This is a genomic window from Paucibacter sp. M5-1, assembly GCF_027498415.2.
Lineage (GTDB): Bacteria > Pseudomonadota > Gammaproteobacteria > Burkholderiales > Burkholderiaceae_C > Roseateles_E.
Map to the genome: position 1 here is coordinate 5,338,348 of NZ_JAPZLM020000001.1, position 26,174 is coordinate 5,364,521.

Annotated in this window: 17 protein-coding genes, 3 tRNA genes, 4 rRNA genes and 1 pseudogene; all 25 read left to right on the top strand. The window is 60.9% G+C overall.

Annotated features, from left to right (window positions below; translation table 11 throughout):
* The first annotated feature begins 12 nt into the window (after positions 1-12).
* The 25 genes and pseudogenes from O5M90_RS25235 to O5M90_RS25355 all read left to right on the top strand — a co-directional run bounded on the left by O5M90_RS25235 (position 13) and on the right by O5M90_RS25355 (position 25,980).
* Positions 13-1,083: a patatin-like phospholipase family protein gene (locus O5M90_RS25235; protein ID WP_269838957.1), complete on the top strand. Its 1,071-nt coding sequence runs from the start codon at positions 13-15 to the stop codon at positions 1,081-1,083.
* 177 nt (positions 1,084-1,260) lie between these two features.
* The gene (thrS, locus tag O5M90_RS25240; protein ID WP_269838956.1) at positions 1,261-3,168 is read left to right on the top strand and encodes a threonine--tRNA ligase; all 1,908 of its coding nucleotides are present in this window, start codon (positions 1,261-1,263) and stop codon (positions 3,166-3,168) included.
* Positions 3,169-3,234: 66 nt separating this feature from the next.
* On the top strand, positions 3,235-3,780 hold the full coding sequence (gene infC / locus O5M90_RS25245) for a translation initiation factor IF-3 (RefSeq protein WP_266004296.1): 546 nt from the start codon (positions 3,235-3,237) through the stop codon (positions 3,778-3,780).
* Between the two features lie 120 nt (positions 3,781-3,900).
* A complete protein-coding gene (rpmI, locus tag O5M90_RS25250; protein ID WP_137943977.1) occupies positions 3,901-4,104 on the top strand; it encodes a 50S ribosomal protein L35 in 204 nt (67 codons plus the stop codon).
* Positions 4,105-4,133: 29 nt separating this feature from the next.
* Positions 4,134-4,490 carry a 50S ribosomal protein L20 gene (gene rplT, locus O5M90_RS25255; protein WP_102766472.1) on the top strand — a complete coding sequence of 119 codons (357 nt, stop codon included), beginning with the start codon at positions 4,134-4,136 and terminating at the stop codon, positions 4,488-4,490.
* Between the two features lie 118 nt (positions 4,491-4,608).
* Positions 4,609-5,646 carry a phenylalanine--tRNA ligase subunit alpha gene (pheS, locus tag O5M90_RS25260; RefSeq protein ID WP_137943976.1) on the top strand — a complete coding sequence of 346 codons (1,038 nt, stop codon included), beginning with the start codon at positions 4,609-4,611 and terminating at the stop codon, positions 5,644-5,646.
* Between the two features lie 35 nt (positions 5,647-5,681).
* Positions 5,682-8,096, top strand: coding sequence for a phenylalanine--tRNA ligase subunit beta (pheT, locus tag O5M90_RS25265; RefSeq protein WP_269838955.1), 2,415 nt, complete (start codon positions 5,682-5,684; stop codon positions 8,094-8,096).
* A 27-nt stretch (positions 8,097-8,123) separates the two neighbouring features.
* A complete protein-coding gene (locus tag O5M90_RS25270) occupies positions 8,124-8,498 on the top strand; it encodes an integration host factor subunit alpha (protein WP_137943974.1) in 375 nt (124 codons plus the stop codon).
* Between the two features lie 34 nt (positions 8,499-8,532).
* The gene (locus tag O5M90_RS25275; RefSeq protein ID WP_137943973.1) at positions 8,533-8,964 is read left to right on the top strand and encodes a MerR family transcriptional regulator; all 432 of its coding nucleotides are present in this window, start codon (positions 8,533-8,535) and stop codon (positions 8,962-8,964) included.
* A gap of 31 nt (positions 8,965-8,995) precedes the next feature.
* Positions 8,996-9,072: transfer RNA gene (locus tag O5M90_RS25280), tRNA-Pro, on the top strand.
* Positions 9,073-9,200: 128 nt separating this feature from the next.
* Positions 9,201-10,457, top strand: coding sequence for a lipoprotein-releasing ABC transporter permease subunit (locus O5M90_RS25285; RefSeq protein ID WP_269838954.1), 1,257 nt, complete (start codon positions 9,201-9,203; stop codon positions 10,455-10,457).
* Entirely contained in the window at positions 10,450-11,124 is a 675-nt protein-coding gene (locus O5M90_RS25290) for an ABC transporter ATP-binding protein (protein ID WP_137943971.1), read from the top strand. Before O5M90_RS25285 ends, O5M90_RS25290 begins: the two co-directional genes overlap by 8 nt.
* A gap of 27 nt (positions 11,125-11,151) precedes the next feature.
* Complete coding sequence (purU, locus tag O5M90_RS25295) at positions 11,152-12,012, top strand: formyltetrahydrofolate deformylase (protein ID WP_137943970.1); 861 nt, start codon at positions 11,152-11,154, stop codon at positions 12,010-12,012.
* 6 nt (positions 12,013-12,018) lie between these two features.
* Entirely contained in the window at positions 12,019-12,825 is an 807-nt protein-coding gene (locus tag O5M90_RS25300; protein WP_269838953.1) for a TatD family hydrolase, read from the top strand.
* A gap of 8 nt (positions 12,826-12,833) precedes the next feature.
* Positions 12,834-13,329 (top strand): annotated as a pseudogene (locus O5M90_RS25305) (DNA-deoxyinosine glycosylase).
* Positions 13,326-14,129 carry a spermidine synthase gene (locus O5M90_RS25310; protein ID WP_269838951.1) on the top strand — a complete coding sequence of 268 codons (804 nt, stop codon included), beginning with the start codon at positions 13,326-13,328 and terminating at the stop codon, positions 14,127-14,129. The pseudogene O5M90_RS25305 and the gene O5M90_RS25310 overlap by 4 nt, the downstream one beginning before the upstream one ends.
* The gene (locus O5M90_RS25315; RefSeq protein ID WP_269838950.1) at positions 14,126-15,910 is read left to right on the top strand and encodes a GspE/PulE family protein; all 1,785 of its coding nucleotides are present in this window, start codon (positions 14,126-14,128) and stop codon (positions 15,908-15,910) included. The genes O5M90_RS25310 and O5M90_RS25315 overlap by 4 nt, the downstream gene beginning before the upstream one ends.
* Positions 15,911-16,074: 164 nt before the next feature.
* Positions 16,075-16,539, top strand: coding sequence for a tripartite tricarboxylate transporter TctB family protein (locus O5M90_RS25320; protein WP_137943965.1), 465 nt, complete (start codon positions 16,075-16,077; stop codon positions 16,537-16,539).
* Positions 16,540-16,549: 10 nt separating this feature from the next.
* On the top strand, positions 16,550-18,061 hold the full coding sequence (locus tag O5M90_RS25325) for a tripartite tricarboxylate transporter permease (RefSeq protein ID WP_137943964.1): 1,512 nt from the start codon (positions 16,550-16,552) through the stop codon (positions 18,059-18,061).
* Between the two features lie 570 nt (positions 18,062-18,631).
* Positions 18,632-20,155 (top strand): 16S ribosomal RNA (locus O5M90_RS25330).
* A 195-nt stretch (positions 20,156-20,350) separates the two neighbouring features.
* A tRNA-Ile gene (locus O5M90_RS25335) sits at positions 20,351-20,427 on the top strand.
* 18 nt (positions 20,428-20,445) lie between these two features.
* Positions 20,446-20,521, top strand: a tRNA-Ala gene (locus O5M90_RS25340).
* A 335-nt stretch (positions 20,522-20,856) separates the two neighbouring features.
* A 23S ribosomal RNA gene (locus tag O5M90_RS25345) occupies positions 20,857-23,737 on the top strand.
* Between the two features lie 211 nt (positions 23,738-23,948).
* Positions 23,949-24,061: ribosomal RNA gene (gene rrf / locus O5M90_RS25350) — 5S ribosomal RNA — on the top strand.
* A 395-nt stretch (positions 24,062-24,456) separates the two neighbouring features.
* Positions 24,457-25,980 (top strand): 16S ribosomal RNA (locus O5M90_RS25355).
* Together the 16S, 23S and 5S rRNA genes with 2 tRNA genes alongside form the textbook arrangement of a ribosomal RNA operon.
* The last annotated feature ends 194 nt before the right edge of the window (positions 25,981-26,174 follow it).

The window sequence follows — 26,174 nt, forward strand, 5'->3', positions numbered from 1 at the left end:
ACAAAGCCCGTCATGCAAGCCCTGCACATCCACGCCGGACCGCGCGCCCGCGCCAGGCTGGCCGAGCGCGGTTTGCGGCCCGGCGATGTGCAGGTGATCCCGGCCGCCGCCGGCGGTCCCAAGGGCCTGATCCTCGGGCCGCTGGACCAGTACATCTTCGGCCCCTGGTTGGGCCAGAGTGCTCAACCGGTGCATCTGCTGGGCGCCTCGATCGGCGCCTGGCGCATGGCGACGGCCTGCCTCGGGGAGCCGCAGACCGAGTTTGATCGCCTGACCGAGGCTTATGTGCAGCAGCGCTACGACAGCCTGCCGGGCCAGCGACCGAGTGCTGCCAGCGTCAGCCGCGGTTTTGCCGCGACGCTCAAGGACTGCTTCGGCGGGCGTGAGGGCCAGGTCTTGAGTCACCCACGCTACCGCCTGCATGTCTTCACCTCGCGCGGCCGCCATATCCTGGGCCGCGAGGGCCGGCTGCGCACGCCGCTGGGCTATGCCGGCGCTTTTGCCGCGAACTTGCTGGCGCGCCGCGCGATGGGCGGCTGGCTGGACCGGGTGGTGTTTTCCGACCCGCGTGCGCCGCTGCCGATGCCGCTGCATGATTTCCGCAGCCATCAGGCTCTGCTTGGCGAGCGCAATCTGCTGCAGGCCATCCTCGCCAGCTGCTCGATCCCGTTCTGGCTGCAGGCGGTGCAGGACATCCCCGGTGGGCCGCCCGGCGCGTACTGGGACGGCGGCATCACCGACTACCACCTGCATCTGAACTATGCGGCCATGGTCGGCGATGGCCTGGTGCTGTATCCGCATTTTCAGCGTCAGGTGGTGCCGGGCTGGCTGGACAAGGGACTCAAACGCCGTCATGGCGCCAGCGCCTTTCTCGACAATGTCGTGCTGCTGGCGCCGAACCCGGCCTGGGTCGCCGGCCTGCCGCGCGCCAAGCTGCCGGACCGCGATGACTTCAAGCACTACGGCGACGATGTGGCCGGCCGCGCCAAGGTCTGGCGGCGGGCCGTGGCCGAGAGCCAGCGTCTGCGCGACGAATTTGCCGCCGCCTGTGCAAAGCCCGAGATCCTGGCGCTGCCGCTTTGATTACAATCGGCCATCCTCAGACAACAAGGGCGAGAAAGGCATCATGGTTATGACACCGCGAACTACGACCACCTCTCAAGGTAAATAGTCGGCCGCGGCTCGTCACGTCTTTCCATCTCTCCCTCAAAAGCGCGGCAGCAGGCCGCGCTTTTTTGTTTTTGCATTCGGAGCATTCCAATGATCTCTATCCAACTTCCCGACGGCTCCAAGCGTGAGTTCCCGCAAGCCGTCACCGTCTTTGATGTGGCGGCCTCGATCGGCGCCGGCCTGGCCAAGGCGGCGCTGGCCGGCAAGGTGGACGGCAAGGTGGTCGACACCAGCTTCCTGATCGAAGCCGATGCCCAGCTGGCCATCATCACCGACAAGGATGCCGACGGCCTGGAGGTGATCCGCCACTCGACCGCCCACCTGCTGGCCTATGCGGTCAAGGAGCTGTTCCCCGAGGCCCAGGTCACGATAGGCCCGGTGATCGAGAACGGTTTCTTCTACGACTTCTCCTACAAGCGCCCGTTCACGCCCGAGGATCTGGTCGCCATCGAGGCCAAGATGAGCGAGCTGGCCAAGAAGGACGAGAAGGTCCAGCGCCGCGTGCTGCCGCGCGACGAGGCCGTGGCCTATTTCAAGGGCATCGGCGAGGACTACAAGGCCGAGATCATCTCCAGCATCCCGGCCGGTGAGGATGTGTCGCTGTACCGCGAAGGCGCGTTCGAGGATCTGTGCCGCGGCCCGCATGTGCCGTCGACCGGCAAGCTCAAGCACTTCAAGCTGATGAAGGTGGCCGGCGCCTACTGGCGCGGCGATCATCGCAACGAGATGCTGCAGCGCATCTACGGCACGGCCTGGGCCAGCAAGGATGATCTGCAGAAGTACCTGCTGATGCTGGAGGAGGCCGAGAAGCGCGACCACCGCAAGCTCGGCAAGGAACTCGACCTGTTCCACATCGACGAGCATGCGCCGGGTGTGGTGTTCTGGCACCCCAAGGGCTGGACGGTCTGGCAAGAAGTCGAGCAGTACATGCGCCGCGTCTATCGTGACAACGGCTACCAGGAGGTCAAAGGCCCGCAGCTGCTAGACAAGACGCTGTGGGAGGCCACGGGCCACTGGGACAAGTACCGCGACAATATGTTCACGACCGAGTCGGAGAAGCGCGACTACGCGCTCAAGCCGATGAACTGCCCCGGCCACATCCTGATCTTCAAGCACGGCATCAAGAGCTACCGCGATCTGCCACTTCGCTTCGGCGAGTTCGGCCAGTGCCACCGCAACGAACCGACCGGTGGCCTGCACGGCATCATGCGCGTGCGCGGTTTCACGCAGGACGACGGCCATATCTTCTGCACCGAGGACCAGATCCTGCAGGAGTGCGTCAACTACACGGTGCTGCTGCAGAAGGTCTACAAGGACTTCGGCTTCACCGACATCATCTACAAGGTGGCGACGCGACCCGAGGCTCGCATCGGCTCGGACGAGGTCTGGGACAAGGCCGAGTTCGCATTGATGGAATCGCTGCGCGCTTCCGGCGTCGAGTTTGTCATCGCCCCGGGCGACGGCGCCTTCTACGGCCCGAAGATCGAGTACACGTTGAAGGATGCGCTGGGCCGCCAGTGGCAGTGCGGCACGATGCAGGTGGACTTCTCGATGCCGGGCCGTCTGGGCGCCGAATACGTGGACGAGCACGGCGAGCGTCGCGAGCCGGTGATGCTGCACCGGGCCATCGTCGGCAGCCTGGAGCGCTTCATTGGCATCCTGATCGAGCAGCATGCCGGCGCCTTGCCGGCCTGGCTGGCGCCGGAGCAGGTGGTGGTGGCCAATATCACCGATGCGCAGGCTGATTACGTCGCCGAAATCGTGAAATCACTGCAAAAACAAGGAGTTAGGGTCAAGGCCGATTTGCGGAACGAGAAAATCACGTATAAAATCCGCGAGCATTCTTTGCAGAAGGTTCCGTTCATCCTCGTCGTTGGCGACAAGGAAAAGGCAAATGGAGCCGTTGCGGTGCGCGCCCGTGGCAACCAAGACCTGGGTGTGATGCCCCTGGAGAGCTTCCTGGAGAAGCTTTCGGGTGATATCACGCAGAAGGTCTAGCTCTGGGCGCGCTTTTGCTTGTGTTTGGGCCTCTATGCCTTGGAGGCCTGTTGAAAGGTATGCACCATCGCTACTTTTGCTGATCGTCGTGCGATTCCCGAGCGTAAGCATCGGCTGAACCGTGAAATCCTGGCTCCCGAAGTCCGCCTGAACGGCCCCGAGAACGAGCCCCTGGGTATCGTGAGCATCATGGAAGCCCTGCGCATGGCGGGCGAGCTGGATGTGGATCTGGTCGAAATTTCCGCGACGGCGACACCCCCGGTGTGCCGCCTGATGGACTACGGCAAGTTCAAGTACATCGAGCAGAAGCGGGCGGCCGAGGCGAAGTCCAAGCAAAAGGTCATCGAGATCAAGGAAGTCAAGTTCCGCCCGGGTACGGACGAAGGCGATTACCAGATCAAGATGCGCAATCTGCGTCGCTTCATCGCCGAAGACGGTGACAAAGGCAAGGTGACCCTGCGCTACCGTGGTCGCGAGATCACGCACCAGGACATCGGCATGCGGCTGCTGGAGCGCATTCGCGACGAGTTGTCGGATGTGGCCGTGGTGGAGAACATGCCCAAGCTGGAAGGCCGGCAGATGATCATGGTGCTTGCACCGAAAAAGCGCTAAAGCGCTTTGCAGTTTCAGCCCGCCGATCTGGTCGTCGGCGGGCTTATTAGTCTCCAGAGGCTGAACAAGTGCAGCGAGGAATCGCTGACGCCCCTGGGACATCTTAGAAGGAGCAATAACATGCCCAAAATGAAGACCAAGAGCAGCGCGAAAAAGCGTTTTCGCGTTCGTCCGGGTGGTACCGTCAAGCGCGGTCAAGCGTTCAAGCGCCACATCCTGACCAAGAAGACCACGAAGAACAAGCGCCACCTGCGTGGCACGACGACCGTGCACGAAACCAACATGGGTCACATCGCTCAGATGCTGCCCTTTGCTGGCCTGTAATTCCACCATTTAACTAAAGGAGATTTAATATGCCTCGCGTTAAACGTGGTGTTACCGCTCGTGCCCGTCACAAGAAGGTCCTGGCTCTGGCCAAGGGCTTCCGTGGTCGCCGTAAGAATGTCTTCCGCATCGCCAAACAGGCGGTGATGAAGGCAGGTCAGTACGCCTACCGTGACCGTCGCGCCAAGAAGCGTGTGTTCCGTGCGCTGTGGATTGCTCGTATCAACGCAGCAAGCCGTGGCCTGGGTCTGACCTACAGCAAGTTCGTGGCCGGCCTGAAGAAGGCCCAGATCGACATCGACCGCAAGGTTCTGGCCGACCTGGCCGTGAACGATCCGGCCGGTTTCGCTTCGATCTTCGCCAAGGTGAAGGCCGCTCTCGCTTAATTGCCAGGGCCGCAGCAATGCGGCCGTGGTGGCCCTGGCGCAAGCCGGGGCGCGACCTTTAGGGGCCGACACCCAGGTGTTCGGCCCTTTTTCATTTCTGATACGAACTCGCCCCGCGATGAACGATCTCGATCAACTGCTACAGAGCGCGCAGGCAGACTTTGCCGCCGCAGCCACGCCCGCCGACTTGGAAAATGCCAAGGCCCGATTTCTGGGCAAGTCCGGTCGCGTGACCGAGCTGATGAAGGGCCTGGCCGCACTGACCATCGACGAGAAGAAGACCCGCGGGGCCGAGATCAACGTCCTCAAGGTTGGTATCGAAGCCGCGCTCAGCGAGCGTCGCCAGGCCCTGGCTGATGCCGAGCTCGAGATCCAGCTGAAGGCCGAGGCTCTGGATGTCAGCCTGCCCGGCCGCCAGCGCGGCACCGGCGGCCTGCATCCGATCACGCGGGCGATGGAGCGGATCGAGGCGATCTTCGGATCGATGGGGTTCGACGTGGCCGACGGCCCCGAGATCGAGAACGACTGGTTCAACTTCACCGCGCTGAACACGCCGGCTGATCACCCGGCCCGCTCGATGCATGACACCTTCTACGTCGAAGGGGGTCATGTCTTGCGCACCCACACCAGCCCGATGCAGATCCGCTATGCGGTCCAGCATGTCAAGCGCCACCAGGCCTTGATAGCCGCGGGTCAGCCGATGCCGGAGATCCGCGTGATCGCGCCGGGCCGCACCTACCGCGTCGACAGCGATGCGACCCATTCGCCGATGTTCCACCAGGTCGAGGGCCTGTGGGTTGGCGAGAACATCTCGTTCAAGGATCTGAAGTCGGTCTATGTGAATTTTCTGCAGCAGTTCTTCGAGACGACGGACATGCAGATCCGTTTCCGCCCCAGCTACTTCCCCTTCACCGAGCCCAGCGCCGAGATCGACATGATGTTCGGCACCGGTCCGCTGAAGGGCCGCTGGCTGGAGGTGTCGGGCTCCGGCCAGGTGCATCCGCAAGTCATTCGCAATATGGGCCTGGACCCGGAGCGCTATATCGGCTTTGCCTTTGGCTCTGGCATCGACCGCCTGGCGATGCTGCGTTATGGCGTCAACGATCTGCGCCTGTTCTTTGATGGCGATCTGCGTTTCTTGTCGCAGTTCAAGTAAGCAGCCGCCCGCCATCCAAGACGAGATCAAACATCATGCAATTCCCTGAATCCTGGCTGCGGTCATTCTGCAACCCCGCGCTGAACACCCAAGAACTGGCCGAGCTGCTGACGATGAGCGGCCTCGAGGTCGAAGAGCTGCGCCCGGTGGCGCCGCCTTTTCACGGCATCGTTGTTGCCGAGATCCTGACTGCCGAGCAGCACCCGAATGCTGACAAGCTGCGCGTCTGTACGGTCAATGCCGGCGGTGCGGAGCCGCTGCAGATCGTCTGCGGCGCGCCGAATGCGCGGGCCGGCATCAAGGTGCCGCTGGCCATGGTCGGCGCCGAGCTGCCCCCGGGCGAAGATGGCAAGCCCTTCGGCATCAAGGTTGGCAAGCTGCGCGGCGTCGAGAGCTTCGGCATGCTGTGCTCGGCTCGCGAACTCAAGCTCAGCGAGGACCATGGCGGCCTGCTGGAGCTGGCCCCCGATGCGCCCATCGGCCAGAACATCCGTGAGCATCTGAAGCTCGACGACACGCTGTTCACCCTGAAGCTGACGCCGAATCTGGCTCACGCGCTGAGCGTCTACGGCATCGCCCGCGAAGTGTCGGCACTGACCGGCGCGCCGCTGCAGGCGCCGGCGTTCACGCCCGCCGAGGTCAAGCACCAGGACAAGCTGCCGGTGCGCATCGAGGCTTCCGATCTGTGCGGGCGTTTCTCGGGCCGCATCGTGCGTGGCGTCAACACCCAGGCGCAAACGCCCGCATGGATGGTGGACCGCCTGGCCCGTTGCGGCCAGCGCTCGGTCTCGCCGCTGGTCGATATCTCGAACTATGTGATGTTCGAGCTGGGTCGCCCCAGCCACATCTTCGACCTCGACAAGATCGATGGCGAACTGGTCGTGCGCTGGGGGCGCCAGGGTGAACAGCTCAAGCTGTTGAACGGCAACACCATCGAAGTCGACGAGAGCGTCGGCGTGATCGCCGACAACAAGGCGGTCGAATCGCTGGCCGGCATCATGGGCGGTGACCACACGGCGGTCTCCGATGACACGAAGAATGTCTATGTCGAAGCCGCCTTCTGGTGGCCCAAGGCGGTGATGGGGCGTTCGCGCCGCTACAACTTCTCGACCGATGCCGGCCACCGCTTCGAGCGTGGCGTGGATCCGGCGCAGACCGTCGAGCACATCGAGCGCATCACCCAGCTGATCCTCGAGGTCTGCGGCGGCGAGGCCGCAGCGATGGACGACCAGATCACGGCGCTGCCTGAACGCAAGCCGGTGACACTGCGGGTGGCGCGCGCCGCCAAGGTGATCGGCATGCCGCTCACGCAGGCGCAATGCGCCGGCGTGTTCAAGCGCCTGGGCCTCGAGTTCGCAGAGGGCGAGGGCACGCTGACCGTGACGCCGCCCAGCTTCCGCTTCGACATCCAGATCGAGGAAGACCTGATCGAGGAAGTGATACGCGTGCTGGGCTATCCGAATCTGCCCGACACGCCGCCGCTGGCGCCGGTGGTCGGCAAGGTGGCCTCGGAATCGCGCCGGGCCGTTCATGCGCTGCGCCACGCCCTGGCCGGCCGCGACTATTACGAGACCATCAATTTCAGCTTCGTCGAGGCGCGCTGGGAGAAGGAGCTGGCCGGCAATGACAGCCCGATCCAGCTGCTGAACCCGATCGCCGCACCGCTGGCCGTGATGCGCTCCAGCCTGATCGGCAGCCTGATCAATGCGCTGCGCTACAACCTGAGCCGCAAGGCGCCGCGGGTGCGCCTGTTCGAGATCGGGCGGGTATTCCTGCGCGACGCCACCGTCGTCGAGAGCGACACGACGATCACCGGTGTTCGCCAGCCGATGCGGGTGGCAGGTCTTGCCTTCGGCCCGGCCGATCAGCCGCAATGGAGTCAGCGTGACCGGGGCATCGATTTCTTCGATGTGAAGGGGGATCTGGAGGCCTTGTTCGCGCCCCGCCAGCTGCGCTTTGTCGCGGCCGAGCATCCCGCGCTGCATCCGGGCCGCAGCGCCCGTGTCGAGCTGGATGGCGAGGACATCGGCGTGATCGGTGAGTTGCATCCGAAATGGCGCCAGGGCTATGAGCTGCCCAGCGCGCCCATCGTGTTCGAGCTGGCACTGGACGCCGTGCTGGCGCGCCGCCTGCCACAAGGCCAGGGCGTGCCGCGTCAACAGTCGGTGCAGCGCGATATCGCGGTCGTGGTCGGTGAGAGCGTCACGCATGAAGCCCTGATGACGACGATTGCCGGTGCCCATGACGGACTGATACGCTCGGCGCGGCTGTTCGACGTCTTCAAGCCGACCCAGGCCGGCGGTGATCTGAAGGAGGGTGAGCGCAGCATGGCCGTCCGTCTGGAGTTGCTGGACGACGAGGCCACCCTGACCGACGAGCGCATCGAGCAGGCGGTGGCTGCCGTGCTCGCGGCGCTGGCTCAGCACCTGGGCGCGCGTTTGCGCGGCTAAGCGAACAAGAAGGCGGGGAGGGTTTTGATGAGCGATGACGACAACAAAAACGAGACCGGGCCGGCGCGCGTGCTGCTGCCCAGCCTGGAAACGCCGACCTTGACCAAGGCCGAGCTGGCCGAACTGCTGTTCGACAAGCTGGGCCTGAACAAGCGCGAGTCCAAGGACATGGTCGAGGCCTTCTTCGACATCATCCATGGTCAGCTGGTGCAGGGGCGGGACGTCAAGCTGTCGGGCTTCGGCAACTTCAATATCCGGCGCAAGGCCTCGCGCCCCGGGCGCAATCCGCGCACCGGCGAGGCGATCCCGATCAAGGCCCGCAATGTCGTCACCTTCCACGCCAGTCACAAACTCAAGGGACTGGTGCAAGGTGATACACCCGGCGAGGATGACTTCGAGTAGAGTCTGACCTCCCGACCTGAAGCCCTTGATTTGAATGGAAAAAGTGCTTCCTTCGATACCTGCCAAACGCTATTTCACCATCGGTGAGGTCAGCGATTTGTGTGGCGTGAAGCCCTATGTGCTGCGTTATTGGGAGCAGGAGTTCACGCAACTCAAGCCCATGAAGCGGCGTGGCAACCGCCGCTACTACCAGCACCATGAGGTGCTGCTGATCCGCCGCATCCGTGACCTGCTCTATGACCAGGGCTTCACGATCTCGGGTGCCCGCAACCAGCTTGCCGACGCGCCGGGTCTGCGCCTTGACGCGCTGCAGGCCTTCCGGGAGGAAGCCGCTGAGGCTGAGCGCCTGGAGGCCGATGAGCTCGACACGCTGCCGTCCTTTGAGGTGAGCGGCGACGAAAAGCTCTCGCTCGAACAGGTGCGTCAAGAATTGCTGTCGATTCGCGAGACATTGCTTGCGTTCTAGTTTTAAATCCGCCTATAATCTGAGGCTCAGTCGGGGCGTAGCGCAGCCTGGTAGCGCACTTGCATGGGGTGCAAGGGGTCGTGAGTTCGAATCCCACCGTCCCGACCAACAAAAAGAAGAGATCGATGGACCGGATGTGAAAGCATCCGGTCCATTTTTCCTTGTGCCTTGCCTTCTTATTCTTAGACGACAGTCCCGGCCAAATCGCGGGCTGCCGTCGGTTAGCATGCCCGCCCATGAATTGGCCTTATGAGTTGCAGATTGGTTGGCGCTATACCCGCGCCGGCCGCGGCGGGCGGCGCAACCGCTTCATCTCCTTCATCTCCGGCGTCTCGATGCTGGGTATTGCCTTGGGGGTGGCGGCGCTGATCATTGTCTTGTCGGTGATGAACGGCTTCCAAAAAGAGGTGCGCGACCGCATGCTGTCGGTGATCGCGCATGTGGAGCTGATGTCCTATTCCGGCGAGGCCCTGGCCGACTGGCAGGCCACCGCCGCGAAGGCGCGCGCGAACCCGGCCGTTGTCGGTGCCGCCCCCTTTGTCGCGGCTCAGGTGCTGATCGCGCGCGGCGAGGACATGCGCGGCGCCATCGTCCGCGGCATCGATCCCGCGCTGGAGGCGACGGTCACGCCGCTGGCGGCTCAGCTCAAGGACGGCCCGCTGTCGCGGCTGAAAGCCGGTGACTGGGGCATCGTGCTGGGCGGCGAGCTGGCGCGCTCGCTCGGTGTGCGCGAGGGCGACAAGATCACACTGGTCGCGCCCAGCGGTCAGGTCACGCCGGCCGGCGTCGTGCCGCGGCTCAAGACCTTCACCCTGGTCGGCACCTTCAATGCCGGCCATTACGAGTACGACAGCGGCCTGGCCCTGATCCATGTGGACGATGCGGCCCGGCTGTTCCGCGTCGGCGGCCCCACCGGCGTGCAGCTGAAGCTGGCCGATGTGCATCAGGCCCGCCAGGTCGGCGACCAACTGGCGCAAAGCCTGGGTCCCGAACTGCGCGTGCGCGACTGGACCCGCGCCAATGCCAACTGGTTCGATGCGGTCCAGGTCGAGAAGCGCTTGATGAGCATCATCCTGACCCTGATCGTCGCGGTCGCGGCCTTCAATCTGGTCTCGACACTGGTGATGACGGTGACCGACAAGCAGGCCGACATCGCGATCTTGCGCACCCTGGGTGCCAGCCCGCGCTCCATCATGGGCATCTTCATGGTGCAGGGCGCAGCCTCGGGCGTGATCGGCACGATCTCGGGCGTGGGCCTGGGTCTGCTGGTGGCCTTCAATATCGATGTGATCGTGCCGGCCATCGAGCGGCTGCTCAATGTCAGCTTCCTGCCCGGCAGCATTTACCTGATCAGCCGCATGCCCAGTGAGCCGCAGAGCGCCGACATCATCCCGATCGCGATCACCTCGCTGATCCTGGCCTTCCTGGCCACCCTCTATCCGAGCTGGCGCGCCAGCCGCGTGCAACCGGCCGAGGCGCTGCGCTATGAGTGATGTTGTTCTGCAAGGCCAGGGCCTGGAGCGGCGCTTCCGCGAGGGCGGGCTGGATGTGAAAGTGCTGTCCGGCGTGGACATCCTGGTCAAACGCGGCCAGACCCTGGCCGTTGTCGGCGCCTCGGGTTCGGGCAAGTCGACCTTGCTGCATCTGCTGGGTGGGCTGGACAAGCCGAGCAGCGGCACGGTCACGCTGATGGGGCAAGACCTGGCACGGCTGGGCGAACCCGCCAAGGGCCAGTGGCGCAACCAGCACCTGGGCTTTGTCTACCAGTTCCATCATCTGCTGCCCGAGTTCAGCGCGCTGGACAATGTGGCCATGCCGCTGCGGATACGGCGCCTGCCGGTCGAGGCCGCGCGCGCGACGGCGGCCGAGATGCTGGCCAAGGTGGGGCTGGGCGCACGGGTCAAGCACCGGCCCGGCGAGCTCTCGGGCGGCGAGCGCCAGCGCGTCGCGATCGCCCGGGCGCTGGTGACCAAGCCGGCCTGCGTGCTGGCCGACGAGCCGACCGGCAACCTGGACCGCGGCACGGCCCAGGCGGTGTTCGAGCTGATGCTTCAGACGGCCCGCGAGCAGGGCACGGCCTTTGTGCTGGTGACCCATGACCAGGGCCTCGCCGCGCAGTGCGAAGCGCGGCTGAGTCTGGTCGGCGGCGAGCTGCAGTAGGATCTCGGGCCCCGTAAAGACAGCCATATGACCACGACCTCGCGCTTCATCCTCAAACTCAGCTGCCCCGATCAGTCCGGCATCGTCCATGCCGTGACCGGCTATCTGCTGGAGCAGGGCGGCAACATCCTCACATCGGCCCAGCATGGCGATGCCGATCACCGCCGCTTCTTCATGCGCATCGAGTTTGAAGCGCCCGGCGAGGTGGGGGCGATGCGCGCGGCTTTCGAGCCGCTGGCGCAGCGCCTGCAGATGGACTGGGAGCTGGTGGCACGCGCGACCAAGACCCGGGTGCTGCTGCTGGTCTCCAAGCTGGGCCATTGCCTGAATGATCTGCTGTTCCGCGTCCAGACCGGCCATCTGCCGATCGAGATTCCGGCCATCGTCTCGAACCATCGCGACTTCTACCAGCTGGCCGCCTCGCACAATATTCCCTTCCATCATTTCCCGCTGCTGAACGCCAGCGAGGAACAGAAGGCGGCCCAAGAGCGCAAGATCCGCGAGGTCGTCGAGGACAACCAGATCGATCTGGTCGTGCTGGCCCGCTATATGCAAATCCTCAGCCCCGAGTTGTGCCAATACCTCAGCGGCCGGGCGATCAATATCCATCACAGCTTCCTGCCCAGCTTCAAGGGCGCCAAGCCCTATCACCAGGCCTATGAGCGCGGCGTCAAGCTGATCGGTGCCACCGCCCACTATGTGACCTCGGACCTGGACGAGGGCCCGATCATCGAGCAGGAGGTGGCCCGCATCGACCACAGCCTGCCGCCCGAGCAGCTGGTGGCGATGGGCCGCGACGTCGAGTGCGTAACCCTGGCGCGCGCGATCCAGTGGCATGCCGAGCACCGGGTGCTGATGAACGGCAACCGGACCGTCGTCTTCCGCTAGCCGCCGATGTGGATAGACAGCCACTGCCACCTGGACGCGCCGGAGTTCGATGCGGACCGCGAGGCGGTGGTGGCACGGGCCCGGGCGGCCGGCGTCGATCAGATCGTGATCCCGGCCGTGGGGGCCTTCGATTTCGAGGCGGCGCGCGAACTGGCCCATGCGCATGGCTATGCCTATGCGCTGGGCATCCATCCGCTGTATGTGATGCGCGCCCAGGAGCAAGACCTGGCCCTGCTGGCCGCCTTGCTGGAGCAGCATCGCGATGATCCGCGTCTGGTGGCGATCGGCGAGATCGGGCTGGATTTCTTTGTGCCGGGTCTCGACGCGGCGCGGCAGGACTTCTTCTACACCGAGCAGCTGAAACTGGCCAGGCGCTTCGCGCTGCCGGTGATACTGCATGTGCGCAAGAGCGCCGATCAGCTGCTGCGCGGCTTGCGCCGCATCGCGGTGCCTGGGGGCATCGCCCATGCCTTCAACGGCAGCGCGCAGCAGGCGCAGAGTTTTGTCGAGCTGGGCTTCAGGCTGGGTTTCGGCGGCACGCTGACCTTTGATCGCTCGCTGCAGATCCGTCGCCTGGCGGCTCAGCTGCCCGAGTCGACCCTGGTGCTTGAGACAGATGCGCCCGACATCCCGCCGCACTGGCTCTACAGGACGGCCGAGGAACGCGCCGCCGGGCTCGCCAGCGCGCGCAACGAGCCGGCCGAGCTGCCCCGCATTGCCGAGAGCCTGGCGGCGCTGCGCGGCTGGACGCTGGCGCAGACCGCCGCCATCACCAGCGCCAATGTGCGCGCGGCCTTGCCGCGGCTGCCGTGAGCGAGGCGCTGCTGCAAGGCCTGGCACCGGTCTGGTCGCCGCAGGCCCGGTTGCTGCTGCTGGGCAGTTTTCCCGGTGTCGCCTCGCTGCAGGCCCAGCAGTACTACGGCCATCCGCGCAACCACTTCTGGCCCATCCTGTCGGCGCTGTGGGGGCTGGATCTGCACGCCCTCGCTTACGACAAGCGCCTGGAGGCAGCGACGGCGCGCGGACTGGCGATCTGGGATGTCTATGCGACCTGCGAGCGCGAGGGCAGCCTGGACAGCGCGATCCGCTCCGCGCAACCCAATGATCTGGCGGGTTCTGGTGGCGCGCATGCCGGCCTTGCAGGCGGTGGCGCACAACGGCGGCGAGTCGGCGCGCAGCATCAAGATCACCGGCGCGCTGGGCCTGCCCGCCTACCGCCTGCCGTCGACCAGCCCGGCCAATGCCTCGTGGTCCTTCGAGCGCAAGCTGCTCGCCTGGCGGGAGGTGTTTGCGCGCCATGGTCTACTTGATAAATGAGCAAGAACAAGGCAAAGAAAACTGATTGGATCCCGGCCACGCTGAGCGAGTACGACGGCGTGCGCTTTCTGCACCTGGACTCGATCTGGGTGCAGGGGGCGATGCGCATTCGCAAGCCCCAGCAGCTGGAGCTGGAGTATGTGCAGCGCATGATGGCCTGGATGCTGTGGCGTGACAGCGAGACCTTGCGCGAGGGCAGGGCGGTGCAGCTGGGACTGGGAGCGGCCGCGATCACGCGCTTTTGCCACAAGGTCTTGCGCATGCCCCACACGACGGCGGTGGAGATCAATCCGACCGTGATCGCGGCTTGCCGCGCCTGGTTTCATCTGCCCGAGGACGAGGCCAGACTGACGGTGCTGAACCAGGACGCGGCGACCTGGGTCGCTGACGCCGCGCATTGGCAGACGGCGGCGGTGCTGAACGTCGATCTCTACGATCACGACGCGGCCTCGCCGGTGCTCGATGACGAGCTCTTTTATGCCAACTGCCGCCAGGTGCTGGCCGAGGGCGGGTTGATGACGGTCAATCTGTTCGGCCGCGACGCCAGCTTTGCGCGCAGCGCCGCCCGCATCGCCAGCGTGTTCGGCAGCGACCAGGTCTGGAGCCTGGCGCCCACCAAGGAGGGCAATACCGTGGTGGTGGCGGCGCGCGGCGTGCAGGTGCCGGACCGCGAGGAACTGGAGCGCCGTGCGGCTAATATCGAGTCGCGGTATGAGCTGCCCGCGCGCAAATGGCTGCGCCTGGTGCGGCCGCTGCCGCTGTCCATCATCAACCAGCTGCGTGCCGAGCCCCAGACATGAGCGTCAAGCCCAAGACTTCCGCGCCCAAGACCGAAGGTCGTCTCGAATGGCGCACCCTGCTGCGCTGGATGATGGAGGATGAGCTGATCGACGCCGAGCAGGTGCAGCGCACCGAGGCGCGTTTCGCGGCCGGCGACAGCTCGCTGCACCCGCTGGTGCGTCTCGGCCATGCCGGCCTGACCCGCATCGCCAATGGCAAGACGCTGGACCCGGAACAGCTGACCGAGTGGCTGGCCGCGCGGGTCAAGCTGCCCTATCTGCGCATAGACCCGCTGAAGGTCGATGTGGGCCGGGTCTCCGACATCATGTCGGTGGGCTATGCCGAAGCCAAGCGCTGCCTGCCGGTGTCGGTCGGGCTGACCGAAGTCACCATCGCCACCTCGGAGCCCTTCGATACCGCCTGGATGGCGCAGATCGAATCGCACACCCGCAAGTCCATCAAGCTGGTGGTGGCCAACCCGCTGGAAATTGCGCGCTTCACGACCGAGTTCTTCACCCTGGCACGCTCGGTGCGCAATGCGGCCAAGGCCGGCGAAGTGACCCAGATTGCCAGCTTCGAGCAACTGGTGGAACTGGGCAAGAACACCAAGCAGCTCGATGCCAACGACCAGGGGGTGGTCCAGGTGGTCGACTGGCTGTGGCAGTACGCCTTTGACCAGCGCGCCAGCGATATCCATCTGGAGCCGCGCCGCGATATGGGCGTGATCCGCTTCCGCATCGACGGCGTGCTGCACACGGTCTATCAGCTACCGCCCTCGGTAATGAGCGCGATGACCTCGCGCATCAAGCTGCTGGGCCGCATGGATGTGGTGGAGCGCCGTCGGCCGCTGGACGGCCGCATCAAGACCCGCAACCCGGCCGGCGACGAGGTGGAAATGCGCCTGTCGACCCTGCCCACCGCCTTCGGTGAGAAGATGGTGATGCGCATCTTCGACCCCGACAACGCGGTCAAGGAGCTCAATCAGCTGGGCTTCTCCGGCCACGATGCCGAGCGCTGGAACAAGCTGGTGGCCCAGCCGCACGGCATCATCCTGGTGACCGGCCCGACCGGCAGCGGCAAGACCACGACGCTGTACTCGACGCTCAAGCGCCTGGCCACCGACGAGGTCAATGTCTGCTCGATCGAGGACCCGATCGAGATGATCGAGCCGGCCTTCAACCAGACCCAGGTGCAGGCCGCGCTGGACCTGGGATTTGCCGAAGGCCTGCGGGCGCTGATGCGGCAGGATCCGGACATCATCATGGTCGGTGAAATCCGCGATCTGGAGACTGCCGAGATGGCCATCCAGGCGGCGCTGACCGGCCATCTGGTGTTTTCGACCCTGCACACCAATGATGCGGCTTCGGCGATCACTCGCCTGACCGATCTGGGCGTGCCGCCCTATCTGATCAGCGCCACCGTGATCGGCGTGCTGGCGCAGCGTCTGGTGCGCACCCTGTGCGACCACTGCAAGGTGCCCGATCCGGCGGTGACGCGCGACACCTTGAACGAGATGCTCAAGCCCTGGCGCATGAATGGCGGTGTCAAGCCCTACAAGCCGGTGGGTTGCCTCGATTGCCGCAATACCGGCTATCGCGGTCGTGCCGGTCTGTATGAACTGCTGACCGTCAGCGAGGCGGTCAAGGCGACCTTACATCCCAGTCCGGACATCTCGGCGCTGCGCCGCCAAGCCATGCAGGAGGGTCTACGCCCGCTGCGACTGGCCGGTGCGATGAAGGTGGCGGAGGGTATGACCACCCTCGAAGAGGTGCTGCGCAGCACGCCGCAGTGGGAGACCTGAGCCCTGCGCTTCTCGCTTCGGCTCCAGGTCTACCGGTAGATACCCGCGAGAGGCTTGTCGCGAGTGCGACGCCCGGCCGGTGTTTACGTGGAAACCACACAGCAGAGCCTGGATAGCCCTGCCTAGAATGCAGCCGGTCTAACAAGCTTGAGAGTAGGTCTGCAATGAAGATCAAGAGTCAAAAAGACTTCTGGTCCGGACTGATGTTCCTCGTCGTCGGCATAGGCTTTGCCTGGGGCGCCACCGAATACAGTTTTGGATCTTCCGCACGTCCCGGCCCTGGTTACTTCCCCTTCGGCCTCGGCGTTCTGCTGGCCATCCTGGGCGGCGCGGTGCTGTTCAAGGCGCTGACGATCGAATCGGAGGGCGGTGACCCGATTGGCGGCGTGGCTTGGAAGCCGCTGCTGATCATCGTCGCTGCGGTGGTGCTGTTCGGCCTGATGCTGCCGCGCCTGGGTGTGGCGATCACGCTGCCGGTGCTGATCGTGTTCTCCGCCATGGCCGGCGACGAGTTCCGCTGGCGCGGCGCCCTGCTCAGCGCGGCGGTGCTGACCGTGGGCAGCTGGTTCATCTTTGTGTGGGGTCTGAACCTGGTTCTGCCGGTCTGGCCCACTATTTTCGGCGGCTGAGGAGTAGCGCATGGACTTGCTGAACAATCTTGCGCTCGGTTTCAGTACCGCACTGACGCTGACGAATCTGGCCTACGCTTTCGGCGGGGCCCTGCTGGGCACCCTGATCGGCGTGTTGCCTGGCCTCGGTCCGGTGGCGACCATCGCCATGTTGCTGCCCTCGATCTACGCGCTGGACGCCACGCCCGCGCTGATCATGCTGGCCGGCATCTACTACGGCGCCCAGTACGGCGGCTCGACAACCGCCATCCTGATCAATGTGCCTGGCGAATCCAGCTCGGTGGTGACCGCGATCGACGGCTACCAGATGGCGCGCAAAGGGCGAGCCGGGGCCGCGTTGGCGGCCGCTGGCCTGGGGTCCTTCTTTGCCGGCTGTGTCGGCACCATCGTGATCGCGGCCTTCGCGCCGCCGCTGACCGAGCTGGCCTTCAAGTTCGGCCCGGCCGAGTATTTCTCGCTGATGGTGCTGGGCCTGATCGGTGCCGTGGTGCTGGCCTCAGGCTCGCTGCTGAAGGCCATCGCGATGATCGTGCTGGGCCTGCTGCTGGGCCAGATCAACACCGATGTGATCTCCGGTGCGCCGCGCTATTCCTTTGACATCCCCGAGCTGACCGACGGTATCAACTTCGTCGTGATCGCGATGGGCGTGTTCGGCTTTGGCGAGATCATCGCCAACCTGGGCAAGCCGGCCGAGCACCGCGAGGTCTTCACCAAGCATGTGAAGGGCTTGTGGCCGACCAAGCAGGACTTCCACGATGCCTGGCCCTCGGTGCTGCGCGGCACGACGCTGGGTTCTATCCTGGGCGTGCTGCCCGGCGGCGGTGCCTTGCTGTCCTCGTTTGCGGCTTACACGCTGGAAAAGAAGATCGTCAAGAACCCCAGCGTGCCTTTCGGCCAGGGGGCGATCCAGGGTGTGGCCGGTCCCGAGGCTGCCAACAATGCCGGCGCGCAGACCTCCTTCATCCCGATGCTGACCCTGGGCATTCCGCCCAATGCGGTGATGGCGCTGATGGTGGGGGCGATGACGATCAAGGGCATCCAGCCCGGCCCGCAGGTGATGACCAGCAACCCCGAGCTGTTCTGGGGCCTGATTGCGTCGATGTGGATCGGCAACCTGATGCTGGTGATCCTGAACCTGCCGCTGATCGGCATCTGGATCAAGCTGCTGACTGTGCCTTACCGCTTCCTGTTCCCGGCCATCGTGACCTTCTGCTGCATTGGCAGCTACACGCTGAACAACAACAGCTTCGATGTCTACATGACGGCCATTTTCGCGGTGATCGGCTATCTGTTCTACAAGCTCAGCTGCGAACCTGCGCCGCTGCTCTTGGGTTTCATCCTCGGCCCGATGATGGAAGAGAACCTGCGCCGCGCACTGCTGCTGTCGCGCGGTGACTGGACGACCTTCATGACCCGTCCGCTGTCCGCCGGTCTGCTGATCGCGGCGGCCTTGATGGTGGTGGTGGTGATGCTGCCGTCGATCAAGAACAAGCGCGAAGAGGCGTTCAAGGAAGAAGACTGATGAAGGGCTGACGCCGCGATGCGGCGTTCGTGACCTGGAACCCGCAACCCGCAAGGTCTGCGGGTTTTTTCTTGATGGCCCCGCCGTGCCGGCATCTGCCAGGGGAGGACCTGCGGAAGGCGCTCGGCCAACACCTGCGGCGCACACCGCAACAGAAAATTGTGACGCCCTACTTGCAAGCCTCAAAAAACCTGTGCTACAGTCGAGGGCTTCGCTGCTAGCAAATTTGTTTGAGACGAAAGTCTGAAGCAAAGCGGGTAGGCGGTGAAGAAAGCAAGATTGCTGAAAACAAAATGTTTGAAAGCACTTGACGAGTTTGAGGAAAACAAGTCATAATCTCGCTTCTGTGCTGATCACTGATCGGTGCCAGACAAGGGAAAGAAGCCCGGTGGGTTTTGAGTAGGTTGTTTGAAGTTCTTTAATAATTCACAGCCGATAAGCGTGGGCGTTTGAAGGTGAGTTTTGATGCTCGGTGACGAGTATCAAGTCTCTTAGACTTTAAACGCTCACGGAAAATAGATTTGAACTATGCAAATGGTTTAAGTCGATTCCGTTGAGTAAATCAAGATCGAACTGTAGAGTTTGATCCTGGCTCAGATTGAACGCTGGCGGCATGCCTTACACATGCAAGTCGAACGGTAACAGGTTAAGCTGACGAGTGGCGAACGGGTGAGTAATATATCGGAACGTGCCCAGTTGTGGGGGATAACTGCTCGAAAGAGCAGCTAATACCGCATACGACCTGAGGGTGAAAGCGGGGGATCGCAAGACCTCGCGCAATTGGAGCGGCCGATATCAGATTAGCTAGTTGGCGGGGTAAAAGCCCACCAAGGCGACGATCTGTAGCTGGTCTGAGAGGACGACCAGCCACACTGGGACTGAGACACGGCCCAGACTCCTACGGGAGGCAGCAGTGGGGAATTTTGGACAATGGACGCAAGTCTGATCCAGCCATGCCGCGTGCGGGAAGAAGGCCTTCGGGTTGTAAACCGCTTTTGTCAGGGAAGAAACGCTCTGGGCTAATACCCTGGGGTAATGACGGTACCTGAAGAATAAGCACCGGCTAACTACGTGCCAGCAGCCGCGGTAATACGTAGGGTGCAAGCGTTAATCGGAATTACTGGGCGTAAAGCGTGCGCAGGCGGTTATGCAAGACAGATGTGAAATCCCCGGGCTCAACCTGGGAACTGCATTTGTGACTGCATGGCTAGAGTACGGTAGAGGGGGATGGAATTCCGCGTGTAGCAGTGAAATGCGTAGATATGCGGAGGAACACCGATGGCGAAGGCAATCCCCTGGACCTGTACTGACGCTCATGCACGAAAGCGTGGGGAGCAAACAGGATTAGATACCCTGGTAGTCCACGCCCTAAACGATGTCAACTGGTTGTTGGGAGGGTTTCTTCTCAGTAACGTAGCTAACGCGTGAAGTTGACCGCCTGGGGAGTACGGCCGCAAGGTTGAAACTCAAAGGAATTGACGGGGACCCGCACAAGCGGTGGATGATGTGGTTTAATTCGATGCAACGCGAAAAACCTTACCTACCCTTGACATGTCTGAGATCCTGAAGAGATTTGGGAGTGCTCGAAAGAGAATCAGAACACAGGTGCTGCATGGCCGTCGTCAGCTCGTGTCGTGAGATGTTGGGTTAAGTCCCGCAACGAGCGCAACCCTTGTCATTAGTTGCTACGAAAGGGCACTCTAATGAGACTGCCGGTGACAAACCGGAGGAAGGTGGGGATGACGTCAGGTCATCATGGCCCTTATGGGTAGGGCTACACACGTCATACAATGGCCGGTACAGAGGGCTGCCAACCCGCGAGGGGGAGCTAATCCCAGAAAACCGGTCGTAGTCCGGATCGTAGTCTGCAACTCGACTGCGTGAAGTCGGAATCGCTAGTAATCGCGGATCAGCTTGCCGCGGTGAATACGTTCCCGGGTCTTGTACACACCGCCCGTCACACCATGGGAGCGGGTTCTGCCAGAAGTAGTTAGCCTAACCGCAAGGAGGGCGATTACCACGGCAGGGTTCGTGACTGGGGTGAAGTCGTAACAAGGTAGCCGTATCGGAAGGTGCGGCTGGATCACCTCCTTTCTAGAAGAGATCGAGCCACGGTTGAGTCACTTGTGACTGAGCATGAGCGAGATCCACATGACTCATTTTTAAGCGCCCACACTTATCGGCTGTAATTCAACTGCAAGAGTGAATAAAGCGTGAGCCTGCCGAGCTGGCCTGGTCAGTGAGAGACGGGGCAAGCGAGACTGAGACGGGCCATGCGAAATAACGCGTGGGTCTGTAGCTCAGTCGGTTAGAGCACCGTCTTGATAAGGCGGGGGTCGCTGGTTCGAATCCAGCCAGACCCACCACGGATTTGAAAAGATCCCGGGGGATTAGCTCAGCTGGGAGAGCACCTGCTTTGCAAGCAGGGGGTCGTCGGTTCGATCCCGTCATCCTCCACCATTCACTCTGAACGATCTGGTTGACAAACCAAAGCATCCAAGTTGCCGCAAGGCGAGGGGGTTGTTGTGGTTTGTCAGTCAATATTGGCTGTTGTTCTTTAACAATTTGTAGAGTCGAATCAGCGCTGCTAGCGGAAAGCGAGATCTCGTAAAGGGGATTGAGCACCGTGCCGCTAGTAGCATTTTGATTGCGTCAACATAGACTTCAACTGAGCAAGAAATTGTTTAGGTATGAAGAACGGCGTAACGCGTGAATACTCAATAACGTATGGACCGATGAAACGGGTCTGTACGAGTTCTTGACCGACAGTGCAGTCAGCGCTGTCAAAGTTATAGGGTCAAGTGACTAAGTGCATGTGGTGGATGCCTAGGCGATTACAGGCGACGAAGGACGTGATAGCCTGCGATAAGCTTCGGGGAGCTGGCAAATTAGCTTTGATCCGGAGATTTCCGAATGGGGAAACCCACCCCGCGAGGGGTAACGCATACTGAATACATAGGTATGCGTGGCGAACCGGGTGAACTGAAACATCTCAGTAGCTCGAGGAAAAGACATCAACCGAGATTCCGAAAGTAGTGGCGAGCGAAATCGGAGTAGCCCTTGCGTTTTAGCAGTTGGCATATCAGAACGGAATGGAAAGTCCGGCCATAGCGGGTGATAGCCCCGTATGAAAAATGTTGATTGTGGAACTAAGCGCAAATAGAGTAGGGCGGGACACGTGAAATCCTGTCTGAATATGGGGGGACCATCCTCCAAGGCTAAATACTCGTAATCGACCGATAGTGAACTAGTACCGTGAGGGAAAGGCGAAAAGAACCCCGGGAGGGGAGTGAAATAGATCCTGAAACCGCATGCATACAAAAAGTAGGAGCCCGCAAGGGTGACTGCGTACCTTTTGTATAATGGGTCAGCGACTTACATTCAGTGGCGAGGTTAACCGAATAGGGAAGCCGTAGAGAAATCGAGTCCGAATAGGGCGAATTAGTCGCTGGGTGTAGACCCGAAACCAAGTGATCTATCCATGGCCAGGATGAAGGTACCGTAACAGGTGCTGGAGGTCCGAACCGACTAATGTTGCAAAATTAGCGGATGAGCTGTGGATAGGGGTGAAAGGCTAAACAAACTTGGAAATAGCTGGTTCTCTCCGAAAACTATTTAGGTAGTGCCTCAAGTATTACCATCGGGGGTAGAGCACTGTTATGGCTAGGGGGTCATGGCGACTTACCAAACCATTGCAAACTCCGAATACCGATGAGTACAGCTTGGGAGACAGAGCACCGGGTGCTAACGTCCGGACTCAAGAGGGAAACAACCCAGACCGCCAGCTAAGGTCCCCAAAATTGGCTAAGTGGGAAACGAAGTGGGAAGGCTAAAACAGTCAGGATGTTGGCTTAGAAGCAGCCATCATTTAAAGAAAGCGTAATAGCTCACTGATCGAGTCGTCCTGCGCGGAAGATGTAACGGGGCTAAGCCAGTTACCGAAGCTGCGGATGTGCAATTTATTGCACGTGGTAGGAGAGCGTTCTGTAAGCCTGTGAAGGTGGGTTGTGAAGCCTGCTGGAGGTATCAGAAGTGCGAATGCTGACATGAGTAGCGTTAAAGGGGGTGAAAAGCCCCCTCGCCGAAAGCGCAAGGTTTCCTACGCAACGTTCATCGGCGTAGGGTGAGTCGGCCCCTAAGGCGAGGCAGAGATGCGTAGCTGATGGGAAACAGGTAAATATTCCTGTACCGATCTGTAATGCGATGTGGGGACGGAGAAGGTTAGCTCAGCCGGGTGTTGGATGTCCCGGTTCAAGCGTGTAGTCGTGCTCTTTAGGCAAATCCGGAGAGCTTAGATGAGGCGTGATAACGAGTCTGCTTGCAGACGAAGTGAGTGATACCCTGCTTCCAGGAAAAGCCACTAAGCTTCAGTTACAGATTGACCGTACCGCAAACCGACACTGGTGCGCGAGATGAGTATTCTAAGGCGCTTGAGAGAACTCTGGAGAAGGAACTCGGCAAATTGACACCGTAACTTCGGAAGAAGGTGTGCCTCTAGTCAGTGAACCATTTACTTGGGGAGCTAAATGAGGCCGCAGAGAATCGGTGGCTGCGACTGTTTATTAAAAACACAGCACTCTGCAAAGACGAAAGTCGACGTATAGGGTGTGACGCCTGCCCGGTGCTGGAAGATTAAATGATGGGGTGCAAGCTCTTGACTGAAGTCCCAGTAAACGGCGGCCGTAACTATAACGGTCCTAAGGTAGCGAAATTCCTTGTCGGGTAAGTTCCGACCTGCACGAATGGCGTAACGATGGCCACACTGTCTCCTCCAGAGACTCAGCGAAGTTGAAATGTTTGTGATGATGCAATCTCCCCGCGGAAAGACGGAAAGACCCCATGAACCTTTACTGTAGCTTTACATTGGACTTTGAACAGATCTGTGTAGGATAGGTGGGAGGCTTTGAAGTAGGGACGCTAGTTTCTATGGAGCCAACGTTGAAATACCACCCTGGTGTGTTTGAGGTTCTAACCTTGTCCCGTTATCCGGGATGGGGACAGTGTATGGTGGGCAGTTTGACTGGGGCGGTCTCCTCCCAAAGTGTAACGGAGGAGTTCGAAGGTACGCTAAATACGGTCGGAAATCGTGTTGATAGTGCATTGGCATAAGCGTGCTTGACTGCGAGACTGACAAGTCGAGCAGGTACGAAAGTAGGACAAAGTGATCCGGTGGTTCTGTATGGAAGGGCCATCGCTCAACGGATAAAAGGTACTCTGGGGATAACAGGCTGATACCGCCCAAGAGTTCATATCGACGGCGGTGTTTGGCACCTCGATGTCGGCTCATCTCATCCTGGGGCTGTAGCCGGTCCCAAGGGTATGGCTGTTCGCCATTTAAAGAGGTACGTGAGCTGGGTTTAAAACGTCGTGAGACAGTTTGGTCCCTATCTTCCGTGGGCGCTGCAAGATTGAGAGAGCCTGCTCCTAGTACGAGAGGACCGGAGTGGACGCACCTCTGGTGTATCGGTTGTCACGCCAGTGGCATCGCCGAGTAGCTAAGTGCGGAAGAGATAACCGCTGAAAGCATCTAAGCGGGAAACTCGTCTCAAGATGAGTCTTGCCGGGGCCTTGAGCCCCCTGAAGGGTCGTTCGAGACCAGGACGTTGATAGGCTGGGTGTGGAAGCGCAGTAATGCGTTAAGCTAACCAGTACTAATTGCCCGTGAGGCTTGACCCTATAACTTTGATTGTGCTTGAGCTTTTAAAAGCTTGGCTGTCAAAGAGAACAGGTTGAGTAAACACAAGTTATGCTGTTCTTCAGAAGTCTGAATTGAACGCAATCAAAATCAAAGCTGATTCGACGCGCAGTACACCAAATCTTGGTATACTGCGCAGCTCTACAAATTGGGCCTGTTGTTCACCAAAGAACAGCAAGCCAACCAGTTAAGCCTGATGACCATAGCGAGTTGGTCCCACTCCTTCCCATCCCGAACAGGACAGTGAAATGACTCAGCGCCGATGATAGTGCGGATTCCCGTGTGAAAGTAGGTCATCGTCAGGCTAATATTCGAGGCGCCCAGTCACCCGACTGGGCGTTTCTATCTGCGTCGGCAGATACAAGCATTGAGTGCAGTGCTTGTATTTGCGGATGCCGCCAGCAAAGTCGGCGCGCTGCGAAGCGAAGCAAATAGGTGTTGACACTAGTAAGAAAAGCGTCAATAATCTCGCTTCTGTGCTGATCACTGATCGGTGCCAGACAAGGGAAAGAAGCCCGGTGGGTTTTGAGTAGATTGTTTGAAGTTCTTTAATAATTCACAGCCGATAAGCGTGGGCGTTTGAAGGTGAGTTTTGATGCTCGGTGACGAGTATCAAGTCTCTTAGACTTTAAACGCTCACGGAAAATAGATTTGAACTATGCAAATGGTTTAAGTCGATTCCGTTGAGTAAATCAAGATCGAACTGTAGAGTTTGATCCTGGCTCAGATTGAACGCTGGCGGCATGCCTTACACATGCAAGTCGAACGGTAACAGGTTAAGCTGACGAGTGGCGAACGGGTGAGTAATATATCGGAACGTGCCCAGTTGTGGGGGATAACTGCTCGAAAGAGCAGCTAATACCGCATACGACCTGAGGGTGAAAGCGGGGGATCGCAAGACCTCGCGCAATTGGAGCGGCCGATATCAGATTAGCTAGTTGGCGGGGTAAAAGCCCACCAAGGCGACGATCTGTAGCTGGTCTGAGAGGACGACCAGCCACACTGGGACTGAGACACGGCCCAGACTCCTACGGGAGGCAGCAGTGGGGAATTTTGGACAATGGACGCAAGTCTGATCCAGCCATGCCGCGTGCGGGAAGAAGGCCTTCGGGTTGTAAACCGCTTTTGTCAGGGAAGAAACGCTCTGGGCTAATACCCTGGGGTAATGACGGTACCTGAAGAATAAGCACCGGCTAACTACGTGCCAGCAGCCGCGGTAATACGTAGGGTGCAAGCGTTAATCGGAATTACTGGGCGTAAAGCGTGCGCAGGCGGTTATGCAAGACAGATGTGAAATCCCCGGGCTCAACCTGGGAACTGCATTTGTGACTGCATGGCTAGAGTACGGTAGAGGGGGATGGAATTCCGCGTGTAGCAGTGAAATGCGTAGATATGCGGAGGAACACCGATGGCGAAGGCAATCCCCTGGACCTGTACTGACGCTCATGCACGAAAGCGTGGGGAGCAAACAGGATTAGATACCCTGGTAGTCCACGCCCTAAACGATGTCAACTGGTTGTTGGGAGGGTTTCTTCTCAGTAACGTAGCTAACGCGTGAAGTTGACCGCCTGGGGAGTACGGCCGCAAGGTTGAAACTCAAAGGAATTGACGGGGACCCGCACAAGCGGTGGATGATGTGGTTTAATTCGATGCAACGCGAAAAACCTTACCTACCCTTGACATGTCTGAGATCCTGAAGAGATTTGGGAGTGCTCGAAAGAGAATCAGAACACAGGTGCTGCATGGCCGTCGTCAGCTCGTGTCGTGAGATGTTGGGTTAAGTCCCGCAACGAGCGCAACCCTTGTCATTAGTTGCTACGAAAGGGCACTCTAATGAGACTGCCGGTGACAAACCGGAGGAAGGTGGGGATGACGTCAGGTCATCATGGCCCTTATGGGTAGGGCTACACACGTCATACAATGGCCGGTACAGAGGGCTGCCAACCCGCGAGGGGGAGCTAATCCCAGAAAACCGGTCGTAGTCCGGATCGTAGTCTGCAACTCGACTGCGTGAAGTCGGAATCGCTAGTAATCGCGGATCAGCTTGCCGCGGTGAATACGTTCCCGGGTCTTGTACACACCGCCCGTCACACCATGGGAGCGGGTTCTGCCAGAAGTAGTTAGCCTAACCGCAAGGAGGGCGATTACCACGGCAGGGTTCGTGACTGGGGTGAAGTCGTAACAAGGTAGCCGTATCGGAAGGTGCGGCTGGATCACCTCCTTTCTAGAAGAGATCGAGCCACGGTTGAGTCACTTGTGACTGAGCATGAGCGAGATCCACATGACTCATTTTTAAGCGCCCACACTTATCGGCTGTAATTCAACTGCAAGAGTGAATAAAGCGTGAGCCTGCCGAGCTGGCCTGGTCAGTGAGAGACGGGGCAAGCGAGACTGAGACGGGCCATGCGAAATAACGCG

Coding starts and splice junctions, on each gene's coding strand:
- O5M90_RS25235 (WP_269838957.1), top strand. CDS start 13: ATGCAAGCCCTGCACATCCACGCCGGACCGCGCGCCCGCGCCAGGCTG.
- O5M90_RS25310 (WP_269838951.1), top strand. CDS start 13,326: ATGAGCAAGAACAAGGCAAAGAAAACTGATTGGATCCCGGCCACGCTG.
- O5M90_RS25290 (WP_137943971.1), top strand. CDS start 10,450: ATGAGTGATGTTGTTCTGCAAGGCCAGGGCCTGGAGCGGCGCTTCCGC.
- O5M90_RS25275 (WP_137943973.1), top strand. CDS start 8,533: ATGGAAAAAGTGCTTCCTTCGATACCTGCCAAACGCTATTTCACCATC.
- rplT (WP_102766472.1), top strand. CDS start 4,134: ATGCCTCGCGTTAAACGTGGTGTTACCGCTCGTGCCCGTCACAAGAAG.
- O5M90_RS25300 (WP_269838953.1), top strand. CDS start 12,019: ATGTGGATAGACAGCCACTGCCACCTGGACGCGCCGGAGTTCGATGCG.
- O5M90_RS25285 (WP_269838954.1), top strand. CDS start 9,201: ATGAATTGGCCTTATGAGTTGCAGATTGGTTGGCGCTATACCCGCGCC.
- purU (WP_137943970.1), top strand. CDS start 11,152: ATGACCACGACCTCGCGCTTCATCCTCAAACTCAGCTGCCCCGATCAG.
- O5M90_RS25270 (WP_137943974.1), top strand. CDS start 8,124: ATGAGCGATGACGACAACAAAAACGAGACCGGGCCGGCGCGCGTGCTG.
- O5M90_RS25325 (WP_137943964.1), top strand. CDS start 16,550: ATGGACTTGCTGAACAATCTTGCGCTCGGTTTCAGTACCGCACTGACG.
- pheT (WP_269838955.1), top strand. CDS start 5,682: ATGCAATTCCCTGAATCCTGGCTGCGGTCATTCTGCAACCCCGCGCTG.
- O5M90_RS25315 (WP_269838950.1), top strand. CDS start 14,126: ATGAGCGTCAAGCCCAAGACTTCCGCGCCCAAGACCGAAGGTCGTCTC.
- rpmI (WP_137943977.1), top strand. CDS start 3,901: ATGCCCAAAATGAAGACCAAGAGCAGCGCGAAAAAGCGTTTTCGCGTT.
- thrS (WP_269838956.1), top strand. CDS start 1,261: ATGATCTCTATCCAACTTCCCGACGGCTCCAAGCGTGAGTTCCCGCAA.
- pheS (WP_137943976.1), top strand. CDS start 4,609: ATGAACGATCTCGATCAACTGCTACAGAGCGCGCAGGCAGACTTTGCC.
- O5M90_RS25320 (WP_137943965.1), top strand. CDS start 16,075: ATGAAGATCAAGAGTCAAAAAGACTTCTGGTCCGGACTGATGTTCCTC.